The organism is Caballeronia sp. KNU42 (assembly GCF_053760385.1).
Window position 1 is genome coordinate 3,757,691 of sequence record NZ_CM132388.1, and the last position, 24,257, is coordinate 3,781,947.

Genomic DNA, 24,257 nt, shown 5'->3' on the forward strand with positions numbered 1-24,257 from the left:
AAATTCGTTTTTTTAAGAGCTGTGCGATACTGGATTCAACGATGTTTCAAGAGGGCCGGCCCGTATCACAAAGGTCGGCGGAATTCAGCAAGCGACAGGTTGCGCGAAGTGTGCGGCGACACCGTTCGGTTCTCACGGCGAACGGAGTTTTGGCGAGATGGCGAGCCTGTCCGAGTTGTTTAGAATGGGCGTATGGCGATCAATCCCAACGAGCAGGATGGCACCGTACTGGAGCGGCAGGAACAAAAGCTGAAACAGCCGTCCATGTACAAAGTGGTGCTGCTGAATGACGACTTCACGCCGATGGAATTCGTCGTGTTCGTCGTGCAGGAACATTTCAATAAAGATCGTGAGACTGCGACGCAAATCATGCTGAAGGTTCATCGCGAAGGCAGGGGAGTTTGTGGGGTCTATACGCGGGACATCGCGTCGACCAAAGTTGAGCAAGTCGTTAGCCACGCGAGGCAAGCGGGTCATCCGCTGCAGTGTGTGATGGAGGAAGCATGATTGCCCAGGAACTGGAAGTCAGTCTGCACATGGCGTTTATGGAAGCACGTCAGGCGCGGCACGAGTTCATTACGGTCGAGCATCTTTTACTGGCCTTGTTGGACAACCCGACCGCGGCTGAAGTGTTGCGCGCATGCGCAGCAAATATTGAAGATTTGCGTCAAAACCTGCGCAATTTCATTCACGACAACACCCCGACCGTGCCCGGCACGGACGATGTCGATACCCAGCCGACGCTTGGTTTTCAGCGCGTGATTCAGCGCGCGATCATGCATGTGCAATCAACATCGAATGGAAAGAAGGAAGTGACTGGCGCGAACGTGCTTGTCGCTATCTTCGGTGAAAAGGATTCACACGCCGTCTACTACCTGCAACAGCAGGGAGTGACGCGCCTCGACGTCGTCAATTTCATCTCGCATGGCATCGCGAAGACGAATACGGGCGACGCCGCGAAGGCCAGCAGCGACGCGAACCCCGAAGCGGAAGATGCGGCTGCGCAAAAGGAAACGCCGCTTGCGCAGTTCACGCAGAACCTGAACCAGCTCGCGAAAGACGGCAAGATCGATCCGCTGATTGGCCGCGAACTGGAAGTCGAGCGTGTGGTGCAGGTGCTGTGCCGTCGCAGAAAGAACAATCCGCTGCTGGTCGGTGAGGCTGGCGTGGGTAAGACCGCCATTGCCGAAGGGCTTGCCTGGCGCATCACGCGCGGCGAAGTGCCGGACATTCTTGCGGACGCCCAAGTGTATTCGCTCGATATGGGCGCATTGCTGGCCGGTACAAAATACCGGGGCGACTTCGAGCAACGCCTCAAGACGGTGCTCAAAGAGTTGAAGGAACGCCCGCACGCGGTGCTGTTCATCGACGAAATTCACACGCTGATTGGCGCGGGTGCAGCTTCGGGCGGGACGCTGGATGCATCGAATCTGCTGAAGCCGGCGTTGTCGTCGGGTCAGTTGAAGTGCATCGGCGCGACCACGTTCACGGAATATCGCGGGATCTTTGAAAAAGACGCAGCGTTGTCGCGTCGTTTCCAGAAGGTCGACGTTGCCGAGCCGACGGTCGAGCAGACCATCGCCATTTTGCGCGGTCTCAAGTCACGTTTCGAAGAACATCACGGCGTGAAGTATTCGTCGGGTGCGCTGTCCGCGGCGGCTGAGTTGTCGGCACGCTTTATCACGGACCGTCATCTGCCGGACAAGGCTATCGATGTGATCGACGAAGCGGGCGCGGCGCAACGCATCCTGCCGAAGTCGAAGCAGAAGAAGACTATCGGCAAGAACGAGATCGAAGAGATCATTTCGAAGATCGCGCGCGTCCCGCCGCAAAGCGTGTCGCAGGACGATCGCAGCAAGTTGCAGACGCTCGATCGTGACCTGAAGAGCGTGGTGTTTGGCCAGGATCAGTCTATCGATGCACTCGCTGCCGCCATCAAGATGGCGCGGGCGGGTCTCGGCAAGACGGACAAGCCGATTGGCGCGTTCCTGTTCTCGGGTCCGACGGGTGTCGGCAAGACCGAGGTGGCGAAGCAACTGGCGTTCACGCTGGGTATCGAATTGCTGCGCTTCGACATGTCCGAGTACATGGAGCGTCATGCGGTCAGCCGGCTGATTGGCGCGCCGCCGGGTTATGTTGGGTTCGATCAAGGCGGTTTGCTGACTGAAGCCGTCACGAAGAAGCCGCATTGCGTGCTGTTGCTCGATGAAATCGAAAAGGCGCATCCGGACATCTACAACGTGCTGCTGCAGGTCATGGACCACGGCACGCTGACCGACAACAACGGTCGTAAAGCGGATTTCCGCAACGTCATCATCATCATGACGACGAACGCGGGCGCCGAAGCGATGCAGAAGTCGGTGATCGGATTTACGAATCGTCGGGAAACCGGCGACGAAATGGCCGATATCAAGCGGATGTTCACGCCTGAGTTCCGCAATCGTCTGGACCAGATCATCAGCTTCCGCTCGCTGGATGAAGAAATCATCATGCGTGTGGTCGACAAGTTCCTGATGCAACTGGAAGATCAGTTGCATGAAAAGAAGGTCGACGCGGTCTTCACCGACGGCTTGCGCGCGCATCTGGCGAAGCACGGTTTTGATCCGCTGATGGGTGCACGTCCGATGCAGCGCCTGATCCAGGACACGATTCGTCGTGCGCTGGCGGACGAACTGCTGTTTGGCAAGCTGATGTCGGGCGGTCGGGTGACGGTAGACGTTGACGAGAACGACAAGGTTGCGCTCACGTTCGATGAAAGCCCGGTGCCGCGCAATCCGAATCCGGAAGCGGTCGAGGTTGAATGAGTGCGTAGGAAGCGATGACTGAAGTCAGGTGACACGCGCTTGAGGTGTGTCATCATCGGCGAGGCGGCGCGGGGAAGTTTCCCGCGCCGCCTCGTTTTTTTGCGTCCGCGTTTGTTGCGGATAACGACTTCAAGAGGTTGATTTGAGCTTTAAACGTGGGTCGTTCGAGACCATTGTCGAACGGGAGAAGGGGCTGCACCGGAGTTTGACCGCCGGACAAATGTCGATGATTGCTATCGGCGGGGCGATTGGAACGGGGCTCTTTTTAGGCAGCGGTTTCGCGATCGGTTTCGCCGGGCCGAGTGTGTTGGTGAGCTACGCGATAGGTGCGCTGATCGCCTTGTTGCTGATGGGCGCGCTTGCCGAGATGACCGTCGCGCATCCGACTTCCGGGTCGTTCGGTGCGTATGCGGAGTTCTACATAGGGCCGCTCGCGGGATATCTCGTGCGGTACGCGTACTGGTCGGCGGTCGTGTTCGCGGTCGGCACCGAGGTCAGCGCGGTCGCCGTGTTCATGAAGTACTGGTTCGCGAACGTGCCGGGCTGGTACTGGATCGTTGGTTTTTCTGTTGCGCTGATTGGCGTGAACGCCGCAAGCGTCAAGGTGTACGGCGTGATCGAGTACGCGTTTTCGATGCTGAAGATCGTCGCGATTGTCGCGTTCATTCTGCTCGGTGCGGCGTTCGTGTATGGCGCGCCGGTGTCATCTGGCGTCGGGCTGAATAACTTCACGGCGCACGGCGGATTCTTTCCGCACGGCGTGAAGGGCATGTGGTTCGCGGTGATCGTGTCCATCTTCAGCTACTTGAACATCGAGACGATCGCGGTTGCAGCGGGCGAAGCACGCGATCCCCAACGCGCCGTGGCTCGGGCTTTTCGCTCGACTGTGTTCCGGCTGGTGCTGTTCTATCTCCTCACGCTGGCCTTGATGCTCGCAATCGTTCCGTGGACGCAGGCAAGCACCGACGAAAGCCCGTTCGTCAAAGTGATGGCGGCCACGCACGTCCCGTTCGCCGCGGGCGTGATCAACTTCGTGGTGCTCATCGCAGCGCTTTCCGCGATGAACAGCCAGCTCTACATCACCACGCGCATGATGTTCAGCCTGTCGCGGGCGGGTTATGCACCGGCGCGTTTCGGGCGTCTGAGCGCGAACGGCGTGCCCACCGCTGCGCTGTCTTTATCGACCAGCGGCATTGCGCTCGCCACGATCCTGACCGCGTTCTGGCCGGCGATGGCGTTCGGTTTGATGATGTCGCTGGCCATCTTCGGCGCGATGTTCGCCTGGCTGATGATCTTCGTCACGCACCTGTTTTTTCGCGCCCGCTATGACGGGCCCGCGCCGTCTTTCCGGATGGTGTTACATCCGTTCGGAAGTTTGCTGGGCGCGGGTCTGATGGCGGCGATCATGATCACTACCGCGTTCACGAACGAATTCCGCATGACGCTCGTCTACGGCCTTGCGTTCATGGTCGTCCTGGTTGCGACCTACCTGCTCTGGTATAGAAAACGGTAGACAGGGCGGGTAAACACCGACCATAAACTACTTTGCATGACTTTCGTTTCGAAACTAGAATCTTTCGAAACGAAAGTGCAAAGGTGGTGCTGCCTGTGTTGGCCAACAAGAATTCGCTTCATCGGCGTTTGCGTATCGTCGAACTTGTCCGCAAGCGCGGGGAAGTTTCCGTCGACGAACTCGCGACGGCGTTCGATGTCTCCAGCGTCACCATCCGCTCGGACCTGAACTATCTGGAGCAGCAACGCTACCTGATCCGGGCGTTCGGCAAGGCGCGCTACGTCGCGCAGAGGCCCGGTGAGAATGCGCTGGCTGCCCTGCCTGCGAGCGCAACTCGGCAGGCCGCGGACATGGCGATTGCGCGCATGGCGGCGGATTTCATCGATGACCACGCGTCGGTGTTCATCGGCGCCGGTCTGATCACCCACAAGCTGCTGCCGCTGCTCGCGGATCGCGCAAACTTGGCGCTGACGCTTAACGACATCGCCATGGTGCCGACCGTCCAGCGTTTCATGCGCTGCGAATTGCGCCTCACCGGCGGTTCGCTGGATGACGATTCCACCGTGCTGCTCGGACCGGACGCCGAGCGCTCGCTCTCAGCGCTGTCGCTGGACCTGGTGGTGCTGGAGGCAAGCGGCATCGACCGTGAAGGCAATTTGCTGTGCGCCGATCCACGTCTGGCAGGTGTATTCAAAGCCGCGTTGAAGAACGCAAAGCGTATCGTGGTCGTGGCTTACCAACCCGCGTTGCGGGGCGATGGGGAGGCTTTCTGCCACCTCAGCCGTCTGGGCGGATTGGTGCTGGATGACGCCATCGACCCGCCGGCACTCATCATGATCCTCAAAGCCGGATTGGTCGTGCATCTGCGGCAGGAAGGAATTATTGAGTTTCGTAATCAATGGACTTCAGTCCGTACTTCCAACAACTCATCGTGAAAGGCATCGTGATCCTGGTCGCGGTGTGTATCGATGTTCAAACGAAGAAACGTCATGCCTAACTCAAACGCTGTTACATCCAGGAAGCCCGGCACCATCGTCGCGATGGGCGAGATCCTGGTCGAGATCATGGCCACTAAAATTGGTCAGAGCTTTCGCGAACCGGGCACGCTCATTGGTCCGTTCGCGAGCGGCGCGCCGGCCATTTTCATCGATCAGGTCGCGAAGCTCGGCAGCCCATGCGCGATGATCGGCTGCGTGGGCGATGACGATTTCGGCGTGCTCAACGTCGAGCGCTTGCGCCGCGACGGCGTGGATGTTTCCGGTATCGCCGTGCTGAAGGATGCGACAACCGGCAGCGCGTTCGTCACATATCGCGAGGACGGCGATCGCGACTTTATCTACAACATTACGAACAGCGCGTCGGCGCAGTTGTCGGTGGCGAACCTGCGTGATGATCTGCTCGCGCAGTGCGGGAATTTCCACGTGATGGGGTCGTCGCTGTTCTCGTTCAGGATCATCGAGGCGATGAAGCAGGCTATCGAAACGGTGAAGACGAACGGCGGCACCGTGAGTTTCGATCCGAACATCCGCAAGGAAATGCTTCGGATTCCCGAGATGCGCGATGCGCTCGATTTCATTCTCGACTACACCGATGTCTTCCTGCCGAGCGGTCACGAAGTGACCTTGCTGGCCAGCGCGACGTCGGAGCGCGGCGCGATCGATGAACTGCTCAAGCGCGGCGTGAAGGAGGTGGTGGTCAAGCGCGGCGCGCAAGGCTGCAGTTTCTTCGATGCCAACGGCGAGACGCATCGTCAGGCGTTCAAGGTCCAGGAACTCGATCCCACCGGCGCGGGCGACTGTTTCGGCGCGACGTACATCAGTTGCCGCGCGCAAGGGCAGGACGTGGAGACCGCGCTCAACTATGCGAGCGCAAGCGGTGCGCGAGCGGTCGGCGTGAAAGGCCCGATGGAAGGCACGGCGACGTTCGCTGAACTCGACGCGTTTCTGGCAACGGCAACCACGGAGTGATGTCATGAATTCGATCGTCTCGCGTTTGAGCAATGCGCATCCGGCGTCGGCGTGGTTGGCCGGTATCTATTCGATTTGTTCCGCACATCCGTGGGTGCTGGAAGCGGCCATGCGGCAGGCGTTGGAAGACGAGACGCCATTGCTGATCGAATCGACATCGAATCAGGTCGATCAGTACGGCGGGTACACGGGTATGAAGCCGGTGGATTTCGTGGACTTTGTTCGTTCTATTGCCGAGCGCGTGGGGTTTCCTCACGAGCACCTGATCCTCGGCGGCGATCATCTCGGGCCGAACGCATGGCGGCATCTTCCCGCCGAAGAAGCCATGCAACGCGCCGATGCGTTGATCGACACGTATGCATCGGCGGGATTCACGAAGATTCACCTCGACACGAGCATGTCGTGCGCGGATGATCCCGAGCGCTTGTCAGACGCGGTGGTGGCAGCGCGGGCCGCGCGCTTGTGCGCGGTGGCCGAGGCGGCGGTGAAGCGCGCCAGTTTAAGCGTGAGCCCGGTCTATGTGATCGGCACCGAAGTACCGGTGCCGGGCGGTGCTGCGGAAGAGCTTGAAGTAGTCGAGCCGACATCGCGAGAAGCCGCGATCGAAACGGCGTTGGTCCATCGGCAAGCGTGGAAAGAACACGGCGTCGAGGACACATGGTCGCGCGTGATCGCATTGGTCGTGCAGCCGGGTGTGGAGTTCGATCATACGAAGGTGATCGACTATGTGCCGGCGCGTGCGGAGTCGCTGAAGAGCGCGTTGAGTGATCTGCACGGCATGGTTTTCGAAGCACATTCCACCGATTACCAAACGCCCGAAGCGCTAAGCGCTTTGGTCCGCGATGGCTTCCGCATTCTCAAGGTTGGTCCGGGCGTGACGTTCGCATTGCGCGAGGCGTTGTACGCGTTGGCGGATATCGAAACGCAATTGGTTTCGGAAAACCAGCGATCGAATCTACGCGACGTAGTCGAGCGCGTGATGCTGAGCAAACCTGGCTACTGGGAAAAGTATTATCACGGCGATGCCGCGCAGCAACGCGTGTTGCGCACTTACAGTTACAGCGACCGCGTGCGTTATTACTGGGCCGATGCGGAGATCGGCGCGGCTGCGCAAACGCTGCTCGACAATCTGAGCGCTCTGAAGATTCCGGAGAATTTGCTGAGCCAGTTCTTGCCTGAGCAGTATTGGGCGGTGCGGCGCGGGCTGCTGAAAAACGAGCCGCTCGCGCTGGTGCAGGATCGCGTGCGGCAGGTTATTCGAACGTACGCGGCAGCCTGCCGCACTTAACGCTTGTAGCTGGCCCGAAAGCTCAGTGCTTGCCCGTGCTGCCAAAACCGCCGGCGCCGCGCTCGCTCTGGGCGAAGTCATCGACAATATTGAACGTCGCCTGCACCACCGGCACGATCACCATTTGCGCGAGGCGTTCCATCGGATTTAGTGTGAACGCGGTCGCACCGCGATTCCACGTCGAGATCATCAACTGGCCCTGGTAATCAGAGTCAATCAACCCGACCAGATTTCCCAACACCACGCCATGCTTATGGCCCAAACCCGAACGCGGAAGAATCACCGCCGCATACCCCGGATCTTCGATATGAATCGCCAGGCCCGTGGGCACCAGCACCGTCTGGCCGGGTTCGAGCGTGATGGCTTCGTCAAGGCACGCACGCAAATCGAGTCCGGCGCTGCCGGGCGTGGCGTAGGCGGGCAGGTAATCGCGCATGCGCGCATCGAGGATCTTGATGTCGAGTTTCATGAGTTCTGTTTGTTGAGTTCGAAGGCTTCAGCCAGCAGTTCATACGAGCGCAAGCGCGCGGGGTAACTTCCCGCAACGGTCAATACGATGAGTTCGTCGGCATCGAAACGTTGTTGGAGTTCATGCAATTGTTCGGTCACGCGCTCCGGCGTGCCGATGATGCTGCGATTTTTTTCCCGCGCAATCACGCTCAGTTCGCGTTCGCCGAATGCCTGGCCCGCACCCTGAGCAATCGATGGAATCGGCATGTTCAGCCCGTACGCCATCTGCACGCGGCGCAGATCGACTGCGCGTTCCAGCGCGGCGGCTTCTGCTTCGGTATCGGCGCAAATCACGAACACAGCGGCGGCCAGATAGGGTTTCGAACCGTTCCGCGATACAAACCTCTCGCGATAAGCCTCCGCCACCGCGTGGCCATATTGCGCGTTAATAAAATGCGCGAACGCGAAACGAATGCCGAGTTGCGCCGCGAGCAGGCCGCCGAAGTCGCTGGAACCGAGCATCCACAACTCGGGACGCGTCGCAATTTCCGGCTGCAGCAACACACCATGTGCGAGGTGATCTTCGGGCAACGTGCCGTCAAACAGGCCAACGAGTTCGCCCACTTGCTGCGGGAAAATATCGCCGCGATTGTAGTCACCCGCGGCCACTGCTTGCGCGGTACGCATATCGCCGCCGGGTGCGCGCCCGACGCCCAGGTCCACGCGATTCGGGAACAGCGCTTCGAGCATCAGGAACTGTTCGGCGACCTTGAACGAGCTGTAGTAGGGCAGCATGACGCCACCCGAGCCAATGCGCATTCGCTGCGTAATGCTGCCAATTCGCGCGAGCAAAACCTCAGGGCACGGATTCGATACCCCGCGCAACCCGTGATGCTCGGCGCACCAGTAGCGCGTGTAGCCGAGCTCATCGGCGAGGCGCGCGAGATCGAGCGTGGCCGCGATTGCGTCGGCGGTGCTATGGCCGTGAATGACCGGCGTTTGATCGAGTACGGAGAGTTTCGTCGTCATGGTCTCGGCAACAGCAATGGCAATGGGCTAAGCCAGCAGGCTAAGACAGCAGTGAACCGCCGCGTGGCGCGCGCTTCGCAATCTCGCCAATCAGCAACTTCGCGAGCAGCTTTTTATCGGCGCGCGGCAGACGTGTGATTCCTGATGCCTCGAACAGCACGACTTCGTTGTCGTCGAGGCCGAAGGTCAGCGGTCCAAGATTGCCGATCAGCAGCGGCACGTTCTTGCGTGCGCGTTTTTCTTCGCCATGCACTTCGAGATCGCCGCTTTCCGCCGCGAACCCGACGCAATACGGCGGGTTCGGCAAACGCGCGACGCTCGCGAGAATGTCCGGGTTTTCGACGAACGTGAACGTGGGCATCGGCTGACCGGCGGTCTTCTTGATCTTGTGCTCGCTCAGGTGATCGACGCGCCAATCCGCGACGGCCGCCACTGCGATAAAGATGTCCGCATCCGGCGTGGCGTGCATCACGGCGTCGTGCATTTGCTGCGCGGTCTGCACGTCTTCGCGATAAACACCCCAAGGCGTTTCCAGCGCCACCGGCCCGGCCACGAGATGCACATCTGCACCCGCCTGAGCCGCGGCGCGTGCGAGCGCGAAGCCCATCTTGCCGGACGAACGGTTGGTGATGCCGCGCACTGGATCAAGCGGTTCGAAGGTCGGACCCGCCGTAATCAATACGCGATGTCCCTGCAAGATCTTCGGCTGAAAAAACGCGCAGATCGCTTCAAACGTCGCCGATGGTTCCAGCATCCGCCCATCGCCCACTTCTCCACACGCTTGCGCGCCGGAATCGGGCCCAAGCACTTGGACGCCATCGCCACGCAGTTGCGTGACATTGCGTTGCGTTGCCGGGTTCTGCCACATCTGACGGTTCATCGCAGGCACGACGAGCAGCGGGCAATCGCGCGCGACGCACAGCGTGGAGAGCAGATCGTCGCAATTGCCATGCGCGAGCTTGGCGATGAAGTCGGTGGAAGCAGGCGCGATCACGATTGCATCGGCTTCACGCGACAGATCGATATGCGCCATGTTGTTCGCAATCCGCGCGTCCCATTGCGACGTGTACACGGGACGGCCGGACAGCGCCTGCATGGTGACGGGCGTGATGAATTGCGTGGCGGCGTCGGTCATGACGATCTGCACCGTCGCGCCGGCTTTCACCAGCAAACGCGTGAGTTCGGCGATCTTGTAGCACGCAATACCGCCTGACAGCCCAAGTACGAGATGCTTTCCTGCGAGTTCTGCCGTGTCCAACGATGCCTCCCTCAAACAGATTACTTCGCTCCGCGCACGCGCCGCAACTCGTCGAATACGAGCAGCACGGCGCCAATGGTGATCGCGCTGTCGGCGAGATTGAACGCCGGCCAGTGCCACGTGTTGATGTGGAAATCCAAAAAGTCGATCACATGGCCATAAGCGATCCGGTCGATCACGTTGCCGATCGCGCCGCCCATGATCAGCGCCAGCGCCGTGCAGAACAACCGTTGCGTACCATGGCGTTTCAGCAAATAGCAGATCACGATAGCCGCGACCACGCCCAGCGCCGTGAAGCCCCAACGCTGCCAGCCGCCCGCGCTGGCGAGAAAGCTGAACGCCGCACCGCGGTTGTAGATCAGGAACAGGTTGAAGAACGGCGTGAGCGCGTGCGGTTCGCCATACGTGAACACGCGCGCGACCGCGATCTTCGACAACTGGTCGAAGAGAATCACGATCAGCGCCACGCCCAGCCACGGCGCGAGTGAACCACTGCTTTGGGTTTGTTTCGGCATCGTTCTCGCCATTATGCTGCGCTCCGCGTTTCGCCGTTGCCGAAGAGATTGGTGATGCATCGGCCACACAATCCGGGATGTTCCGCCGATGCCCCCACGTCGTCGCAATAGTGCCAGCAGCGCTCGCATTTCAGATACGTCGATGCCATCACGTCGACGCCTTCTTCCGCTTCGCTCGCCACCTTCACCACCCGCGCCGCCGATGTGATCAGCACGAAGCTGAGGTCATCGCCGAGACTGGTCAGTGCGTTGTAGCGCGCGCCGCTCGCGCGAACATCCACTTCAGCCTGCAACGACGAACCGATCAGATTGGCTGTGCGCGCTTCTTCCAGCGCCTTGGTGACGTCGCTGCGCGCCGAGCGGATCAACGTCCACTTGTCGAGCAGTTCACCGGCTTCCGGCACTTGCGGATAAGCGTGATAAACCTCGGTGAAAATGGTGTCGCGGCCGGGTTGGAGCACCTTGTACGCCTCTTCCGCCGTGAACGACAGATACGGCGCGATCAGCCGCAGCAAACCATGCGCGATGTGATGCAGCACCGTCTGCGCCGCGCGGCGTTCGCGCGAATCGGGCTTCATGGTGTAAAGCCGGTCCTTCAGCACATCGAGATAAAACCCGCCGAGGTCTTCCGAGCAGAACGTAGCAAGCTTCGAGACAACCGGGTGGAACTCGAACTTCTCGTAATGCGCGAGCACGTCGTCCTGCAGGTTCTGCGCGAGGGCGACAGCGTATTTATCCATTTCGAGCCAGTCTTCCACCGGCCGTCCATGTTGCTCGAAGTCGAAATCGGAGAGATTGGACAGGAGGAAACGCAACGTATTGCGAATCCGCCTGTACGTCTCCGTCACGCGCTTCAGGATCTCTTCGGAGATCGCGAGTTCGCCCGAATAATCCGTCGATGCAATCCACAAGCGGATGATTTCCGCGCCCAACCGGTTCGACACTTCATGCGGATCGATGCCGTTACCGAGCGACTTCGACATCTTGCGGCCTTCGCCATCGACGGTGAAGCCGTGCGTAAGCAGCGCGTTATACGGCGGGCGGCCGTCGAGCATGGACGCGGTCAGCAACGACGAATGGAACCATCCGCGATGCTGGTCCGAGCCTTCCAGATACAAGTCAGCCGGGAATTGCAGCGAATCCTTGTGCGAGCCGCGCAGCACGTGCCAATGCGTCGTGCCGGAATCGAACCACACGTCGAGCGTGTCGCGATTCTTCTCGTACATGTTGGCTTCGTTGCCGAGCAGTTCAGCCGGATCGAGCGTTTGCCACGCTTCGATGCCACTGACTTCCACGCGCTTGGCCACTTCCTCGAGCAACTCCAGCGTACGCGGATGCAGTTCGCCGGTTTCCTTGTGGACGAAGAACGCCATCGGCACGCCCCACTGGCGTTGCCGCGACAGCGTCCAGTCCGGCCGGTTCGCGATCATGCTGTAGAGCCGCTGTTTGCCCCATGCCGGGAAGAACGCCGTGTTCTCGATGCCTTCCAGCGCGGTTTCGCGCAGTGTGCGCGACGTATCGTTGGGCTTCACGTCCATGCCGGCGAACCACTGCGACGTCGCCCGATAGATGATCGGCGTCTTGTGGCGCCAGCAATGCATGTAGCTGTGCGTGTACTTCTCGGTTTTCAGCAGGGAATGTGCACCGCGCAGGGCTTCAACGATCTGGTCATTCGCTTCCCAGATGGAAAGTCCGCCGAACAGCGGCAACGACTCGATATACCGTCCATCGCCCATCACCGGGTTGATGATGTCCGAGTCGGTCATGCCATGCGCCTTGCACGACACGAAGTCTTCCACGCCATACGCCGGCGACGAATGCACGATCCCCGTGCCGCTTTCGGTCGTGACGTACTCGCCCAGATACACGGGCGCGGTGCGCTTGTAGCCGGGATGCGCCGCGCTCAGCGGATGATGAAAGCGCACGCCGCTCAACTTCGCGCCCGTCGTCGTCGCGATGGTCGAACCCGTGAGACTGTACTGCTTCAGGCATTCTTCCACGCGATCTTCGGCCAGGATCAGCAGGCCTTTTTCCGTATCGACGAGGCTATAGACAATCTCCGGGTGCACATTGAGCGCCTGGTTCGCGGGGATGGTCCACGGGGTCGTCGTCCAGATCACGATGCCGCCTTCCTGCTTCGGCATTGCGTTCAAGCCGAACGCTTGAGCGGTTTTCTCGGGCTCGGCGAAAGTGAACAGCACGTCGATGGTCGGATCGACCTTGTCCTGATACTCGACTTCGGCTTCAGCCAGCGCAGAACCGCAGTCGAAGCACCAGTTCACCGGCTTCAGCCCGCGATACACATAGCCCTTCTCGAGGATCTTCCCCAACGCGCGGATTTCGCCCGCTTCGTTGGTGAAATTCATCGTCTTGTACGGATTGTCCCAATCGCCGAGCACGCCCAGGCGCCGGAAGCCTACCTTCTGCTTTTCGATCTGCGCGCTCGCGTAGGTGCGCGCTTTTTCCATCACTTCGCGCGCCGGCAGCGACTTGCCGAACTGCTTTTCGATCTGGATTTCGATCGGCATGCCGTGGCAGTCCCAGCCGGGGACATAGACCGCGTCGAAGCCCGCCAGGTTGCGCGCCTTCACGATCATGTCTTTCAGGATCTTGTTCACCGCGTGGCCGAGGTGGATGTCGCCGTTCGCATACGGCGGCCCGTCGTGCAGGATGAACTTCTTGCGGCCCTTGCTGGCGGAACGGATCTTCTCGTAGATCTTGTTGTCCTGCCATTCCTTCACCCATTGCGGCTCGCGCTTGGGCAAGTCGCCGCGCATGGGGAACGGCGTATCCAGCAGATTGACCGGATATTTCGACTGGGGCTTGGCTTCTTTCTTGTTGCTCATGGATGACTCGATATGTGTTCGATGAGGCGGCGGTTCCGGGCAGGCAAGCTCGGGAACGGGCTCGAAGGTGCGTGCGAAGGTGCGTATTGTGCGAGGCAGCGGGCAGCGCGTCGGGAGCTTGATCGGAAACTTCAGGCACCCGGCGCCACGCGCTCACCTAATTCGGTCGGTGGCCGAGGTGGCGAACCCGCTGTCGCGGCCACTTGAGTTCACATCCGCAGCGAAATACGCCCGGGCGTTGGTCACGTCGCGGGCGATGGCTGCCGTCAACGTTTCGAGGTCCACGTACTTCTCCTCGTCGCGCAGCTTTTTCAGGAATTCGATGCGCACCAGCTTGCCGTACGCGTCGCCATGCCAGTCGAGCACGAAGGTCTCGAGCAGCACGCGGCCGGAATCGTCCACGGTCGGGCGCAGTCCCAGGCTGGCCACGCCCGGGAGCGGTTCCGGTCCGAGTCCATGCACACGCACGACGAAGATGCCTGCGAGCGCCGGCCGCTTGTGGGCGATCGGCATGTTGAGCGTGGGAAAGCCGAGATCGCGGCCGAGTTTTTGCCCGTGGACCACGTGGCCGCTGATGACATAGGGGCGTCCGAGCGCGAGCCGGGCGGCATCGAGATCGCCTGCCACCAGCGACGCCCGCACGCCTGAACTCGAAATGCGCGCACCGTTCAGGTCCGCGACGGTCGCCATCTGCTCGACTTCAAAGCCGTGCTTGCGTCCGGCGCCTTGCAGCGATCCGAAATCGCCGGCGCGTTTCGCGCCGTAGCGGAAGTCGTCGCCGATCATCACCCAGCGTGCATGCAGGCCGTTCACGATCACGTTTTCGACGAACGTATCCGGCGGCTGGCCGGCGAAAGTGCGATTGAAATGTTCGACCACCACACGATCCACGCCGTTGGTGCGCAGCGCTTCGAGCTTGTCGCGCAGCATGGCGATGCGGGGCGGTGCGCCGGCGGGATTGAAGAATTCGCGGGGATGCGGCTCGAAGGTCATCACGCAGACCGGCAGTCCGCGGGCGTCCGCGGCGGCGCGCACGTGGGCGAGCAGCGCTTGATGGCCACGGTGGACACCGTCGAAATTGCCGATGGTCAGCGCACAGGGCGCGCGGCTTTCGGCATTGGGTAGGCCGCGAAAGACTCTCACGATAGCGGTTGGGTCGGCGGTTGGCGGTTAAGTGGGCTAAATACAGTAATGCAGGGCCGATGCAGCGCGAAGCTGGCAACGCCGCAAAGCGTTCGATTATAAACGCTCACAGCACAGGACGGAGGCCTAGCCCACCGCGGGTCGGGCGGATTCGCCGGGTTTTGACAGCATCGAATGATAAAATCCGCGGATGAAAAAAATCGTCATCCTGATTTCCGGGCGGGGAACCAACATGGAAACCGTCGTGCGGGCTTGCGCGCGCGAAGGCTGGCCGGCGCGGGTGGCCGCTGTCATATCGAATCGGCCGGACGCCGCCGGGCTTGCGTTCGCGGCGGAAAACGGCATTCCGGCAACTGTCATAGATCACCGTGATTTCACCACGCGCGACGCCTTCGATCAGGCGCTTGCACGCTGTATCGACGGCTTCGAGCCCGATCTCGTCATGCTCGCGGGTTTCATGCGCGTGCTGACCGATGCTTTCGTCGATCGCTACGCGGGCCGCATGCTGAACATTCACCCGTCGCTGCTGCCGTGCTTTCCGGGCCTCAAAACCCACCAGCAAGCGCTCGATGCCGGCGTTCGCGTGCACGGCGCAAGCGTGCATTTTGTCACGCCGACGCTGGATCATGGACCTATCGTCGCGCAGGCGGCGGTGCCGGTCATGGCCGGCGACGACGCCGCAGCGCTCGCTTCGCGGGTGCTGGCGGTCGAACACATTATTTACCCACGCGCGGTGCGCTGGTTCGTCGAAGGGCGTCTTGCCATCGACGGCGAGCGCGTCGTGCTCACGCCACCAGAGCCGCAATGGCTCTTTGCCGACATTGCCGGGGAGGGCGTATGAGGCTTCATGGATTTTTGATAGGACAAACAGAGACGTTGCTGGCTGACGTTTTACGCTTCAGCGGCCCGGCCGACGCGGCCACCAGCCGCTTTTTCCGCGCGCATCCGAAGCTCGGCCACAACGAGCGCGGGGTTATCGCCGAAGCGGTGTTCGCCGTCCTGCGCCGCAAGATGGAGTTTTCGCATCTCGCCGAAAGCGGCAGCGGCAACCTCGCACGGCGTCTCGCCTTGCTGGGCCTGATGCAGACGGCGGGGTTATCGGCGGTCAAGCCCTTCATTTCCGCCGATGAATACCAGTGGCTCAACCAGGTGTCGAAGATCGATCCGGGCAGCTTGCCGGTGCGGGTGCGGACCAACCTGCCGCAGTGGATCTACGACGCCATGACGAAGCGCTTCGATACCGAAGAGCTCGCGTTGCTGGCCGCCGCGCTGAACTACCCGGCGCCGCTCGATTTGCGCGCGAACCCGATCAAGGCCACGCGTGAGTTGGTGATCAAGACGCTGACCGAAGCGGGTATCGACGCCGGCGAAATGCCGTTTGCACCATTTGGCGTGCGCGTAGCCGGCAAGCCGGCGCTGACGCGCCTGCAGCCGTTCCAGGACGGCTGGATCGAGGTGCAGGACGAAGGCAGCCAGCTTTTGTGCTCGCTGGTGGCGCCCCGGCGCGGCGAAATGATCGTCGATTTTTGCGCCGGTGCGGGCGGCAAGACGCTGGCGCTCGGTGCAATGATGCGTTCCACGGGCCGTCTCTACGCCTTCGACGTGTCCGACCGCCGGTTGGCCAAACTCAAACCCCGCCTGGCTCGCAGCGGATTGTCGAACGTCAATCCGGTGCTGATCGACAGCGAACACGACGCCAAGATCAAGCGTCTCGCGGGCAAGATCGACCGCGTTCTCGTCGATGCTCCGTGTTCCGGTCTCGGCACCCTGCGTCGTAATCCGGACCTGAAATGGCGCCAGTCGCCGGATTCGGTCGCGGAACTGACGCCGAAGCAGTTGTCCATCCTGACCAGCGCGGCGCGGCTGGTGAAAGTGGGCGGCCGTCTCGTCTACGCAACATGCAGCATGCTGGAAGCGGAAAACGAGGGCGTGGTCAACCAGTTCCTGGCAACGCATCCGGGGTTCAAGCTGGTTCCGGCGCGCGAGGTGCTGGCTGAACAGCGCATTGACCTCGATACGGGCGACTACCTGCAGCTCTGGCCGCACAAGCACGGCACGGATGGCTTCTTCGCCGCTGTGCTCGAACGATTGCCGGTTGCCGCAAAAGAAGCCGCCGTTGAGGACGCAGCAGAGGAATAAGCAATATTTGCTCGCTTTGGCCGGCGGAATCGAGAAGCGACCCCGGCCAAAGCTTTCAAAAGCGGGAAATTCGTGTTTACCGCACTAAACAACAACGCTATTTAACGGTCAAATTTCCTGCTGACCCTGCGCGAAATCAAAATTTTCCCTAATCGACACAAAGACTTGGAACGCATGAAGTAAAATGCCGTCGAACCACGTGCATATTCCTTTCATGCACCCAACAGCCGTCGATCCTGTTTTCGTTCGGCTATTTTTTCCGCCTTTCAGGTAAATTGCCTTGCTGAATTCATCGCTTGAATTTCTTGCCAACGGATTGCTCGACCTTTCTTGGTGGCAGATCTTGCTGTTCACGCTCGTGATGACGCACATCACGATCATCGGCGTAACCGTCTATTTGCATCGCTGCCAGGCGCACCGCGCGCTGGAACTGCATCCGGTCGTCAGCCACTTTTTCCGCTTCTGGCTTTGGGCCACCACCGGCATGTTGACCGGACAGTGGGCCGCAATCCATCGCAAGCATCACGCCAAGTGCGAGACCGAAGAAGATCCGCATAGCCCGCAAACGCGCGGCATCTGGAAAGTCTTGCTCGAAGGCGCTGAACTTTATCGTTCGGAAGCCAAGAACGAAGAAACCATGCGCAAGTTCGGTCATGGCACGCCGAACGACTGGATGGAACGCAACGTCTACACGCGTTATCCCATTCTCGGCATCAGCATCATGATGGTCATCGACGTGGCGCTGTTCGGCCTGGTCGGACTGACGGTGTGGGCCGTGCAGATGATCTGGATTCCGTTCTGGGCGGCTGGCGTGGTCAACGGACTCGCGCACTGGTGGGGTTACCGGAATTTCAATTCCGCTGACGCCAGCACGAACATCTTCCCGCTTGGCATCCTGATCGGCGGCGAAGAACTGCACAACAATCACCACACGTACGCCACGTCGGCGAAGCTGTCGAACAAGTGGTACGAATTCGATATCGGCTGGATGTATATCCGCATCATGTCGGCGTTCAAGCTGGCCAAGGTCAAGAAGATCGCACCCACGCCGCGTCTGTCGGCGTCCAAGCCGGTGCTCGATCACGACACGCTGCAAGCCGTTCTGTCGAATCGCTATGAAGTGATGGCGCGGTACGGGAAGACGCTCAAGCGTGCGTATCGTCAGGAATTGTCGAAGCTGAAAGAAGGCGGTTCCGCCGATAAGTACCAACTGATGCGCGGTGCCCGCAAGTGGGCGCACAAGGAAGAGGCGGGTCTGGACGAACCGCAACGCCAGCAGTTGCCGGCGCTTTTCTCCGATAACCACAAGTTGCGTACGTTTATTGAATTGCGTCAGGACTTGTCGGCCATGTGGGACCGTTCCAATGCGTCGCGTGAACAACTGCTCGCGCAACTGCAGGACTGGTGTCATCGGGCTGAGCAAAGCGGGATCAAGGCGCTGCAGGACTTCGCGTCACGGCTGCGACGCTACGCCTGACAGTTTCACACCGCAGACCTTCGTCATCGATATCCGTTAAAATTTGATGACGTCACAAGACCCCGCTCTGGCGGGGTTTTGTCGTTTTGGGCCACAGTATTCACGACGTATCGATGAGCAACGGAGACGAGGAAGCGATGGAGCAGGCGATTAAAAGCGTCGAATACGACCGGCCGCAGGGACTGACATGCGGCATCGGCCAGGCGTGGGCGAAAGTGCCGGACGCCCCTTCGCGCGAGGAAAAGCGCGAGTTGAAGGAGCGTATCCGAGCGTTGCTCGTGCGCGAGAAAGCGGTGCTGGTTGCGCATTATTATGTCGATGCCGAGTTGCAGGAGCTCGCCGACGAAACCGGTGGTTGCGTCGCGGATTCGCTTGAAATGGCGCGTTTCGGGCGCGATCACGCGGCACAGACGCTGATCGTGGCCGGCGTGCGTTTCATGGGCGAGACGGCAAAAATCCTGAGCCCTGAAAAGCGTGTGTTGATGCCCGATCTCGACGCCACGTGTTCCCTCGACCTGGGTTGCCCCGCCGACGAGTTTTCCGCTTTCTGCGACGCCCATCCCGACCGCACTGTTGTGGTCTACGCGAATACGAGCGCTGCAGTGAAAGCGCGGGCGGACTGGATGGTGACATCGTCGATCGGGCTGGAGATCGTTGCGGATCTGCACGCACGCGGTGAAAAGATCCTCTGGGCGCCTGACCGGCATCTTGGTGGTTATATCCAGAAGAAAACCGGCGCAGACATGTTGTCGTGGCAAGGCTCGTGTCTTGTCCACGATGAGTTCAAAGGCATCGAACTCGATCTTCTGCGTGCCGAGTATCCCGATGCAAAGATCCTCGTTCATCCGGAATCGCCGGAAGCGGTGGTGGCATTGGCCGACGTGGTGGGTTCCACCACGCAGTTGATTGACGCGGCGGTGCGGCTTGATGCGAAGCGGTTTATCGTCGCGACGGATCTCGGGATCCTGCACAAGATGCGGCTTGCTGCGCCGGACAAGGAGTTTATCGAAGCGCCGACGGCCGGGAACAGCGCGACCTGCAAGAGCTGCGCGCACTGCCCGTGGATGGCGATGAACGGGCTGGCGAATCTGGCGGCCGTGCTGGAGCGTGGCCACAACGAAATTTTCGTCGATTCGCAGATCGCGGCGCGCGCGCGGCTGCCGATCGACCGCATGCTCGATTTCGCTGCCCGTCACAAGAAGCGTGTCCAGGCGAGCGGTGACCTCGCGAAGGATGTTTCGTTGTTTTCAAACGTAGGAGCGGCGTAATGGTGGCGAAGGTTGAGAGCGTGGCAAGTCAGTTGGTTTCTCCCTTGTTTGAAGAAATCCGGGCTTTATACGGTGAAGCATTCGATCAGGCGCTTCAGCGCAACGTCACCGATGCGCTGGCGGAAGACATCGGCGATGGCGACCGGACCGGACTTCTCGTGCCCGCCACCGCACGGCGTACGGCGCGTATCACGGTTCGTGAAGAGGCTGTGTTGTGCGGCGTTCCCTGGTTCGAGGCCGTCATGCGCCGAGTGGACGAATCGATTCGCATTGAATGGCTGTATCGGGAAGGGTCGCGGATGAGCGCCAATACGCCTGTGGTTATCCTGCACGGGCCGGCGCGCGCGCTGTTGACCGCGGAGCGCAATGGGCTGAATTTCCTGCAGATGTTGTCGGGAGTGGCGACCGCGACCCGTCGATATGTGGATGCAATTGAAGGAACGCGGGCGCGGATTCTCGATACCCGCAAGACCTTGCCGGGTTTGCGCCTGGCGCAGAAGTACGCGGTGCGGGTCGGTGGCGGCGCCAACCAGCGGCTGGCGCTTTACGACGGCATTCTCATCAAGGAAAACCATATTGCCGCGGCGGGTGGCGTGGGCGCGGCAATGGATGCGGCGCTTGCGTTGAATGCCGGGGTGCCGATCCAGATTGAAGTGGAGACGCTCGAACAGCTTGAAACGGCGCTGGCGCATCGGGCGGAATCGATCCTGCTCGATAATTTCGCCTTCGACGCCATGCGCGATGCCGTGCGGCTGACGGCCGGCCGGGCGGTGCTGGAGGTATCGGGTGGCGTGAATTTCGATACCGTCAAGACGATTGCCGCCACGGGCGTGGACCGGATTTCCATCGGCGCACTGACCAAGGATGTGCGAGCCACCGATTATTCGATGCGGCTTGAGTAGGCGTCAAAGGGGCGGGTTGCTGCTTTCAAACTTGGTTAAGTCGGTTTTATCATTTTGGTGAAAGCGGGCAGCAACCTCCCATCCCTCGGCCCTCGTGTCTAGACAACTTAAATAAACGTTATAAAAAAACGCACGACCGCTCGTCAAATCTCCCGCCTGCACCACAGTAAAGCCTCCGTAAGCCTTATCCACCAAGCTCGTCAGTATTTTCCCTAACTTCTCCTGCTTAGGCGAAAAAAACGTTGCCAGTCCTTTTTGTTCACTCCATGCTTGTATATACAAGTTGGCATTCGCCACTTGGTCCAACAACCTTCGTGGAAGAGTGGCTCAACAATGACAGGCAAAACGAAATTGCTCGCCCGGCTGGCTGCATCGGTGGCCGTTGGTGTAATCGCTCTCGGCGCTGCCAGCGCCCAGGCAAAAGACTGGAAAACCGTCACGATCGCCACTGAAGGCGCGTACGAACCGTGGAACCTGACGCTTCCCGGCGGCAAGCTCGGCGGCTTCGAGCCGGAGTTGATCGAGAACGTCTGCGCCCGCATCAAGATCCAGTGCAACCTGGTCACGCAAGACTGGGACGGCATGATCGCCGGCCTGCAAGCAGGCAAGTTCGACGTGCTCATGGACGCGATCTCGGTTACGCCGGAACGCGAAAAAATCATCGCTTTCTCGACGCCGTACGCATCGACGCCGGCCGCTTTCGTGTCCGCGGATCAAAGCCCCGCCACGCTCGCAAAGCAGCCCGGCGCGGGCCAGATCGTCAAGCTGACCGGCGACGCTGCCCACGACAAAGCCACCGTCGACGCACTGCGCGTCGCGCTGAAGGGCAAGACCATCGGCATCCAGTCGGGCACGGTCTACACCAAGTTCATCGATACGAACTTCAAGGACGTCGCGACCATCCGCGAATACAAGACTGCGCCGGAGCATGATCTGGATCTGGTGGCAGGGCGCATCGACGTCGCCTTCGACGACAGCACGTACTGGGCTTCGGCATTCACCAAGCCGGAAAACAAGGGCCTCGCGTTCACCGGTCCGAAGATCGCCGGAACGGTCTGGGGTCCCGGCGAAGCGCTGGCATTCCGTCAGTCCGACAAGGACCTGAAGGCGAAATTCGACCAGGGCATTCAAGCGGCACTCGCCGACGGCACGGTCAAGCGCCTCTCGCTGAAGTGGCTGAAGGTCGACGCCACGCCTTGATGCGTTGCTGATTTACCAAGCCCCGTCGAGCGGGCGTCAATAAGTGCGCTCGACGATGTGTCACCGTTCGACGTGTCACCGTTGGAGAAAAAAGATGAGTCTGGTTCAACTACTCGGCTTTGGCGAGCAAGGATGGGGCCCCGCCTTGCTGATCGCGCTGCTTATGACCGTGGTGCTGACGATCGCGGCGCTCGCAGTGGGCGCAGTGTTCGGCGCAATGGTCGCCGCCGCGAAACTGTCGCGCAGCCGCACGCTAAGAATTATCGGCGATGCCTACACCACGCTCTTTCGCGGCATCCCCGAGCTGCTGATCATCTATCTCTTCTACTTTGGCGGCTCGTCGGTGATGACCGCCGTCGGTCACTTCTTTGGCGCCGATGGCTTCATCGGCGTGCCGCCTTTCGTGGTCGGCGCGCTCGCCATCGGCCTGATTTCCGGCTCGTATCAAGCAGAGGTGTACCGCTCGGCCGTGCTCGCTGTGTCGCGTGGTGAGATTGAGGCGGCGCGGGCCATCGGCATGCCGACAGCTACGTTGTGGCGGCGCGTGCTGATTCCGCAAGTCATCCGGTTTGCGTTGCCGGGTATCGGCAATGTCTGGCAATTGAGTCTCAAGGACTCTGCGTTGATCGCCGTGACGGGACTCGCCGAACTGATGCGCACGAGCCAGGTCGCAGCCGGATCGACGCATCAATACTTCACGTTTTATATGGTTGGCGGGGCGCTGTACCTGGTCCTCTCGAGCGTATCGAACCGCGTGTTCGATCGCGCCGAAGCGCGCATCGGCCGTTCGTTCCGCGGCACGCTCGCGCGCCACTAAGCCTCTGAGCCATTAATACGTTCCCCAAGCGAATCCGACCATGAACATCGATTTCGAATTTCTCGGCGATACGTTGTCGAAACTCTTAGCCGCCGTCCCCACCACGCTCGGGCTGTTCTTCGCCTCGCTGATCGCGGGCGGTTTGCTTTCTCTAGTGATTGTCGCGATGCGGGTCAGCCCCAACTGGGCGCTGAATCGCTTCGCGCGTGGCTATATTCTGGTGTTTCGCGGCTCGCCGCTGCTGATCCAGATGTTTCTCGTCTATTACGGCCTGGGCCAGTTCCCGGCGGTGCGCGAGAGTTTCCTCTGGCCGCTGCTGCGCGTGCCGTACGTGTGCGCGATCGTCTCGCTCGCGTTGTGCACGGCCGGATATACCGCCGAAATCATTCGTGGCGGTTTGCAATCGGTGCCGCACGGACAGATTGAAGCGGCGCTCGCGGTCGGCATGTCGCGCTGGACTGTGTTGCGCCGGATCATTGCGCCAATCACGCTGCGTTACGCGCTGCCGGCGTACTCGACCGAAGCCGTGCTGCTCGTCAAGTCGACGGCGCTGGCCAGTCTTGTCACGGTTTGGGACGTGACGGGCGTCGCGCAGCAGATCATCCAGCGGACTTATCGCACGATGGAGGTTTTCATCTGCGCGGCAGCCATCTACCTCGTGCTGAATTTCATCATCGTGCGGGCGCTGGGCATGCTTGAAAAGAAGCTCTCGCCGCATCTGCGCGATCGCAATGCCACTGCGGCCACTGCGCCGAAGAAGTCTTCAGGCGGCGCCCTCAAGGCGGCAACCGTCCCCGACGGCCAGCACATCGATTCCTGAACCAAGGGAGAAAACCTCATGAACGTAAGCACTTCCATTGCTCTGTCCGCGACCAACATCCACAAGTCTTTCGGCGACGCTCACGTGCTCAAGGGCATTTCCCTAGACGCGCACGAAGGCGATGTGATCTCCATCCTCGGCGCGAGCGGGTCCGGCAAAAGCACCTTCCTGCGCTGCATCAACATGCTGGAAACGCCCGACGACGGCGAGGTGAAACTCGCGGGCGAAGCGATCGAAATGAAGCGTGGCCGCGATGGACGCCTGCAACCGGGCAACCGCAAGCAGGTCGACCGGATTCGCTCCCAACTCGGCATGGTGTTCCAGAGTTTCAACCTCTGGTCGCACATGACGGTGATGCAGAACGTGATCGAAGGACCGCTGCGTGTGCAGAAACGCACGCGTGCGGAGTGCGTCGAAGAGGCCGAGCAGTTGCTGACGAAGGTCGGTCTTTTCGAGAAACGCGATGCTTACCCCGCGCATCTTTCGGGCGGTCAGCAACAGCGCGTAGCCATTGCGCGGGCTTTGGCCATGCACCCCAAGGTCATGCTCTTCGATGAGCCCACATCCGCGCTCGATCCGGAACTGGTCGGCGAAGTATTGCGCGTGATGCGCGCGCTCGCCGAGGAAGGCCGGACCATGCTGGTCGTCACGCACGAGATGGGTTTCGCGCGGCATGTATCGAATCGGGTGATGTTCCTGCACCAGGGACAAGTCGACGCCCAGGGCGCACCCGACGACCTGTTCAATGGGCGCTGCTCGGAACGATTCCAGCAGTTTGTGTCGAGTCATCATTCCCGTACTGCTAACTAATTCAAGCGAGG

The 24,257-nt window shown here is 60.5% G+C and carries 22 protein-coding genes; 15 read left to right on the forward strand and 7 right to left on the reverse strand.

What is annotated here, in order from left to right:
• Positions 1 to 192: 192 nt before the first annotated feature.
• From clpS to ACSOSP_RS16820, 6 genes are all read left to right on the forward strand, one after another.
• Complete coding sequence (gene clpS / locus ACSOSP_RS16795; protein ID WP_455308444.1) at positions 193 to 507, forward strand: ATP-dependent Clp protease adapter ClpS; 315 nt, start codon at positions 193 to 195, stop codon at positions 505 to 507.
• Entirely contained in the window at positions 504 to 2,804 is a 2,301-nt protein-coding gene (gene clpA / locus ACSOSP_RS16800; protein WP_031359829.1) for an ATP-dependent Clp protease ATP-binding subunit ClpA, read from the forward strand. The genes clpS and clpA overlap by 4 nt, the downstream gene beginning before the upstream one ends.
• Positions 2,805 to 2,946: 142 nt before the next feature.
• Entirely contained in the window at positions 2,947 to 4,317 is a 1,371-nt protein-coding gene (locus ACSOSP_RS16805) for an amino acid permease (RefSeq protein ID WP_455308446.1), read from the forward strand.
• A gap of 95 nt (positions 4,318 to 4,412) precedes the next feature.
• Positions 4,413 to 5,252 (forward strand): DeoR/GlpR family DNA-binding transcription regulator, encoded by an 840-nt coding sequence (locus ACSOSP_RS16810; RefSeq protein ID WP_455308448.1) that lies wholly within the window; start codon positions 4,413 to 4,415, stop codon positions 5,250 to 5,252.
• A 54-nt stretch (positions 5,253 to 5,306) separates the two neighbouring features.
• On the forward strand, positions 5,307 to 6,284 hold the full coding sequence (locus tag ACSOSP_RS16815; RefSeq protein WP_455308450.1) for a tagatose kinase: 978 nt from the start codon (positions 5,307 to 5,309) through the stop codon (positions 6,282 to 6,284).
• A gap of 4 nt (positions 6,285 to 6,288) precedes the next feature.
• Entirely contained in the window at positions 6,289 to 7,572 is a 1,284-nt protein-coding gene (locus ACSOSP_RS16820; RefSeq protein ID WP_455308452.1) for a D-tagatose-bisphosphate aldolase, class II, non-catalytic subunit, read from the forward strand.
• A 22-nt stretch (positions 7,573 to 7,594) separates the two neighbouring features.
• Here ACSOSP_RS16820 and dut read toward each other — a convergent pair whose 3' ends face one another.
• The 6 genes from dut to ACSOSP_RS16850 all read right to left on the reverse strand — a co-directional run bounded on the left by dut (position 7,595) and on the right by ACSOSP_RS16850 (position 14,813).
• Positions 7,595 to 8,041, reverse strand: coding sequence for a dUTP diphosphatase (gene dut / locus ACSOSP_RS16825; RefSeq protein ID WP_455308453.1), 447 nt, complete (start codon positions 8,039 to 8,041; stop codon positions 7,595 to 7,597).
• A complete protein-coding gene (locus tag ACSOSP_RS16830) occupies positions 8,038 to 9,051 on the reverse strand; it encodes an LLM class flavin-dependent oxidoreductase (RefSeq protein WP_455308454.1) in 1,014 nt (337 codons plus the stop codon). The genes dut and ACSOSP_RS16830 overlap by 4 nt, the downstream gene beginning before the upstream one ends.
• A gap of 40 nt (positions 9,052 to 9,091) precedes the next feature.
• Complete coding sequence (gene coaBC / locus ACSOSP_RS16835; protein WP_455308455.1) at positions 9,092 to 10,309, reverse strand: bifunctional phosphopantothenoylcysteine decarboxylase/phosphopantothenate--cysteine ligase CoaBC; 1,218 nt, start codon at positions 10,307 to 10,309, stop codon at positions 9,092 to 9,094.
• Between the two features lie 20 nt (positions 10,310 to 10,329).
• Positions 10,330 to 10,836, reverse strand: a complete 507-nt coding sequence (lspA, locus tag ACSOSP_RS16840; RefSeq protein WP_455308456.1) for a signal peptidase II — start codon at positions 10,834 to 10,836, stop codon at positions 10,330 to 10,332.
• A complete protein-coding gene (ileS, locus tag ACSOSP_RS16845; protein ID WP_455308457.1) occupies positions 10,836 to 13,670 on the reverse strand; it encodes an isoleucine--tRNA ligase in 2,835 nt (944 codons plus the stop codon). Before ileS ends, lspA begins: the two co-directional genes overlap by 1 nt.
• Before the next feature lie 153 nt (positions 13,671 to 13,823).
• Positions 13,824 to 14,813: a bifunctional riboflavin kinase/FAD synthetase gene (locus tag ACSOSP_RS16850; RefSeq protein ID WP_455308458.1), complete on the reverse strand. Its 990-nt coding sequence runs from the start codon at positions 14,811 to 14,813 to the stop codon at positions 13,824 to 13,826.
• A 190-nt stretch (positions 14,814 to 15,003) separates the two neighbouring features.
• Here ACSOSP_RS16850 and purN point away from each other — a divergent pair, with 190 nt between their 5' ends.
• The 5 genes from purN to nadC all read left to right on the forward strand — a co-directional run bounded on the left by purN (position 15,004) and on the right by nadC (position 20,599).
• A complete protein-coding gene (purN, locus tag ACSOSP_RS16855; protein WP_455308460.1) occupies positions 15,004 to 15,654 on the forward strand; it encodes a phosphoribosylglycinamide formyltransferase in 651 nt (216 codons plus the stop codon).
• Entirely contained in the window at positions 15,651 to 16,952 is a 1,302-nt protein-coding gene (locus ACSOSP_RS16860) for an RsmB/NOP family class I SAM-dependent RNA methyltransferase (RefSeq protein WP_455308462.1), read from the forward strand. The genes purN and ACSOSP_RS16860 overlap by 4 nt, the downstream gene beginning before the upstream one ends.
• A gap of 280 nt (positions 16,953 to 17,232) precedes the next feature.
• Positions 17,233 to 18,429: a DesA family fatty acid desaturase gene (locus ACSOSP_RS16865; protein ID WP_455308464.1), complete on the forward strand. Its 1,197-nt coding sequence runs from the start codon at positions 17,233 to 17,235 to the stop codon at positions 18,427 to 18,429.
• 137 nt (positions 18,430 to 18,566) lie between these two features.
• Positions 18,567 to 19,697: a quinolinate synthase NadA gene (nadA, locus tag ACSOSP_RS16870; RefSeq protein ID WP_455311001.1), complete on the forward strand. Its 1,131-nt coding sequence runs from the start codon at positions 18,567 to 18,569 to the stop codon at positions 19,695 to 19,697.
• Complete coding sequence (gene nadC / locus ACSOSP_RS16875) at positions 19,697 to 20,599, forward strand: carboxylating nicotinate-nucleotide diphosphorylase (RefSeq protein ID WP_455308466.1); 903 nt, start codon at positions 19,697 to 19,699, stop codon at positions 20,597 to 20,599. The genes nadA and nadC overlap by 1 nt, the downstream gene beginning before the upstream one ends.
• A 3-nt stretch (positions 20,600 to 20,602) precedes the next feature.
• Here nadC and ACSOSP_RS16880 read toward each other — a convergent pair whose 3' ends face one another.
• Positions 20,603 to 20,905 carry a hypothetical protein gene (locus ACSOSP_RS16880; RefSeq protein ID WP_455308468.1) on the reverse strand — a complete coding sequence of 101 codons (303 nt, stop codon included), beginning with the start codon at positions 20,903 to 20,905 and terminating at the stop codon, positions 20,603 to 20,605.
• Positions 20,906 to 20,932: 27 nt separating this feature from the next.
• On the opposite strand from ACSOSP_RS16880, the gene ACSOSP_RS16885 reads away from it, so the two are divergent.
• The 4 genes from ACSOSP_RS16885 (at position 20,933) to ACSOSP_RS16900 (ending at position 24,246) form a co-directional block, all read left to right on the forward strand.
• The gene (locus tag ACSOSP_RS16885; RefSeq protein ID WP_455308470.1) at positions 20,933 to 21,799 is read left to right on the forward strand and encodes a transporter substrate-binding domain-containing protein; all 867 of its coding nucleotides are present in this window, start codon (positions 20,933 to 20,935) and stop codon (positions 21,797 to 21,799) included.
• A 94-nt stretch (positions 21,800 to 21,893) separates the two neighbouring features.
• On the forward strand, positions 21,894 to 22,616 hold the full coding sequence (locus ACSOSP_RS16890) for an ABC transporter permease (protein WP_455308472.1): 723 nt from the start codon (positions 21,894 to 21,896) through the stop codon (positions 22,614 to 22,616).
• Positions 22,617 to 22,656: 40 nt separating this feature from the next.
• A complete protein-coding gene (locus ACSOSP_RS16895; RefSeq protein WP_455308473.1) occupies positions 22,657 to 23,436 on the forward strand; it encodes an ABC transporter permease in 780 nt (259 codons plus the stop codon).
• Positions 23,437 to 23,454: 18 nt separating this feature from the next.
• Positions 23,455 to 24,246 carry an ABC transporter ATP-binding protein gene (locus tag ACSOSP_RS16900; protein WP_455308474.1) on the forward strand — a complete coding sequence of 264 codons (792 nt, stop codon included), beginning with the start codon at positions 23,455 to 23,457 and terminating at the stop codon, positions 24,244 to 24,246.
• The last annotated feature ends 11 nt before the right edge of the window (positions 24,247 to 24,257 follow it).

Excerpts from the sequence above, each read along its gene's own strand:
- clpS (WP_455308444.1), top strand. The coding sequence starts at position 193 with ATGGCGATCAATCCCAACGAGCAGGATGGCACCGTACTGGAGCGGCAG.
- clpA (WP_031359829.1), top strand. The coding sequence starts at position 504 with ATGATTGCCCAGGAACTGGAAGTCAGTCTGCACATGGCGTTTATGGAA.
- ACSOSP_RS16815 (WP_455308450.1), top strand. The coding sequence starts at position 5,307 with ATGCCTAACTCAAACGCTGTTACATCCAGGAAGCCCGGCACCATCGTC.
- ACSOSP_RS16820 (WP_455308452.1), top strand. The coding sequence starts at position 6,289 with ATGAATTCGATCGTCTCGCGTTTGAGCAATGCGCATCCGGCGTCGGCG.
- dut (WP_455308453.1), bottom strand. The coding sequence starts at position 8,041 with ATGAAACTCGACATCAAGATCCTCGATGCGCGCATGCGCGATTACCTG.
- ACSOSP_RS16830 (WP_455308454.1), bottom strand. The coding sequence starts at position 9,051 with ATGACGACGAAACTCTCCGTACTCGATCAAACGCCGGTCATTCACGGC.
- lspA (WP_455308456.1), bottom strand. The coding sequence starts at position 10,836 with ATGGCGAGAACGATGCCGAAACAAACCCAAAGCAGTGGTTCACTCGCG.
- ileS (WP_455308457.1), bottom strand. The coding sequence starts at position 13,670 with ATGAGCAACAAGAAAGAAGCCAAGCCCCAGTCGAAATATCCGGTCAAT.
- purN (WP_455308460.1), top strand. The coding sequence starts at position 15,004 with ATGAAAAAAATCGTCATCCTGATTTCCGGGCGGGGAACCAACATGGAA.
- ACSOSP_RS16860 (WP_455308462.1), top strand. The coding sequence starts at position 15,651 with ATGAGGCTTCATGGATTTTTGATAGGACAAACAGAGACGTTGCTGGCT.
- nadA (WP_455311001.1), top strand. The coding sequence starts at position 18,567 with ATGGAGCAGGCGATTAAAAGCGTCGAATACGACCGGCCGCAGGGACTG.
- nadC (WP_455308466.1), top strand. The coding sequence starts at position 19,697 with ATGGTGGCGAAGGTTGAGAGCGTGGCAAGTCAGTTGGTTTCTCCCTTG.
- ACSOSP_RS16885 (WP_455308470.1), top strand. The coding sequence starts at position 20,933 with ATGACAGGCAAAACGAAATTGCTCGCCCGGCTGGCTGCATCGGTGGCC.
- ACSOSP_RS16890 (WP_455308472.1), top strand. The coding sequence starts at position 21,894 with ATGAGTCTGGTTCAACTACTCGGCTTTGGCGAGCAAGGATGGGGCCCC.
- ACSOSP_RS16895 (WP_455308473.1), top strand. The coding sequence starts at position 22,657 with ATGAACATCGATTTCGAATTTCTCGGCGATACGTTGTCGAAACTCTTA.
- ACSOSP_RS16900 (WP_455308474.1), top strand. The coding sequence starts at position 23,455 with ATGAACGTAAGCACTTCCATTGCTCTGTCCGCGACCAACATCCACAAG.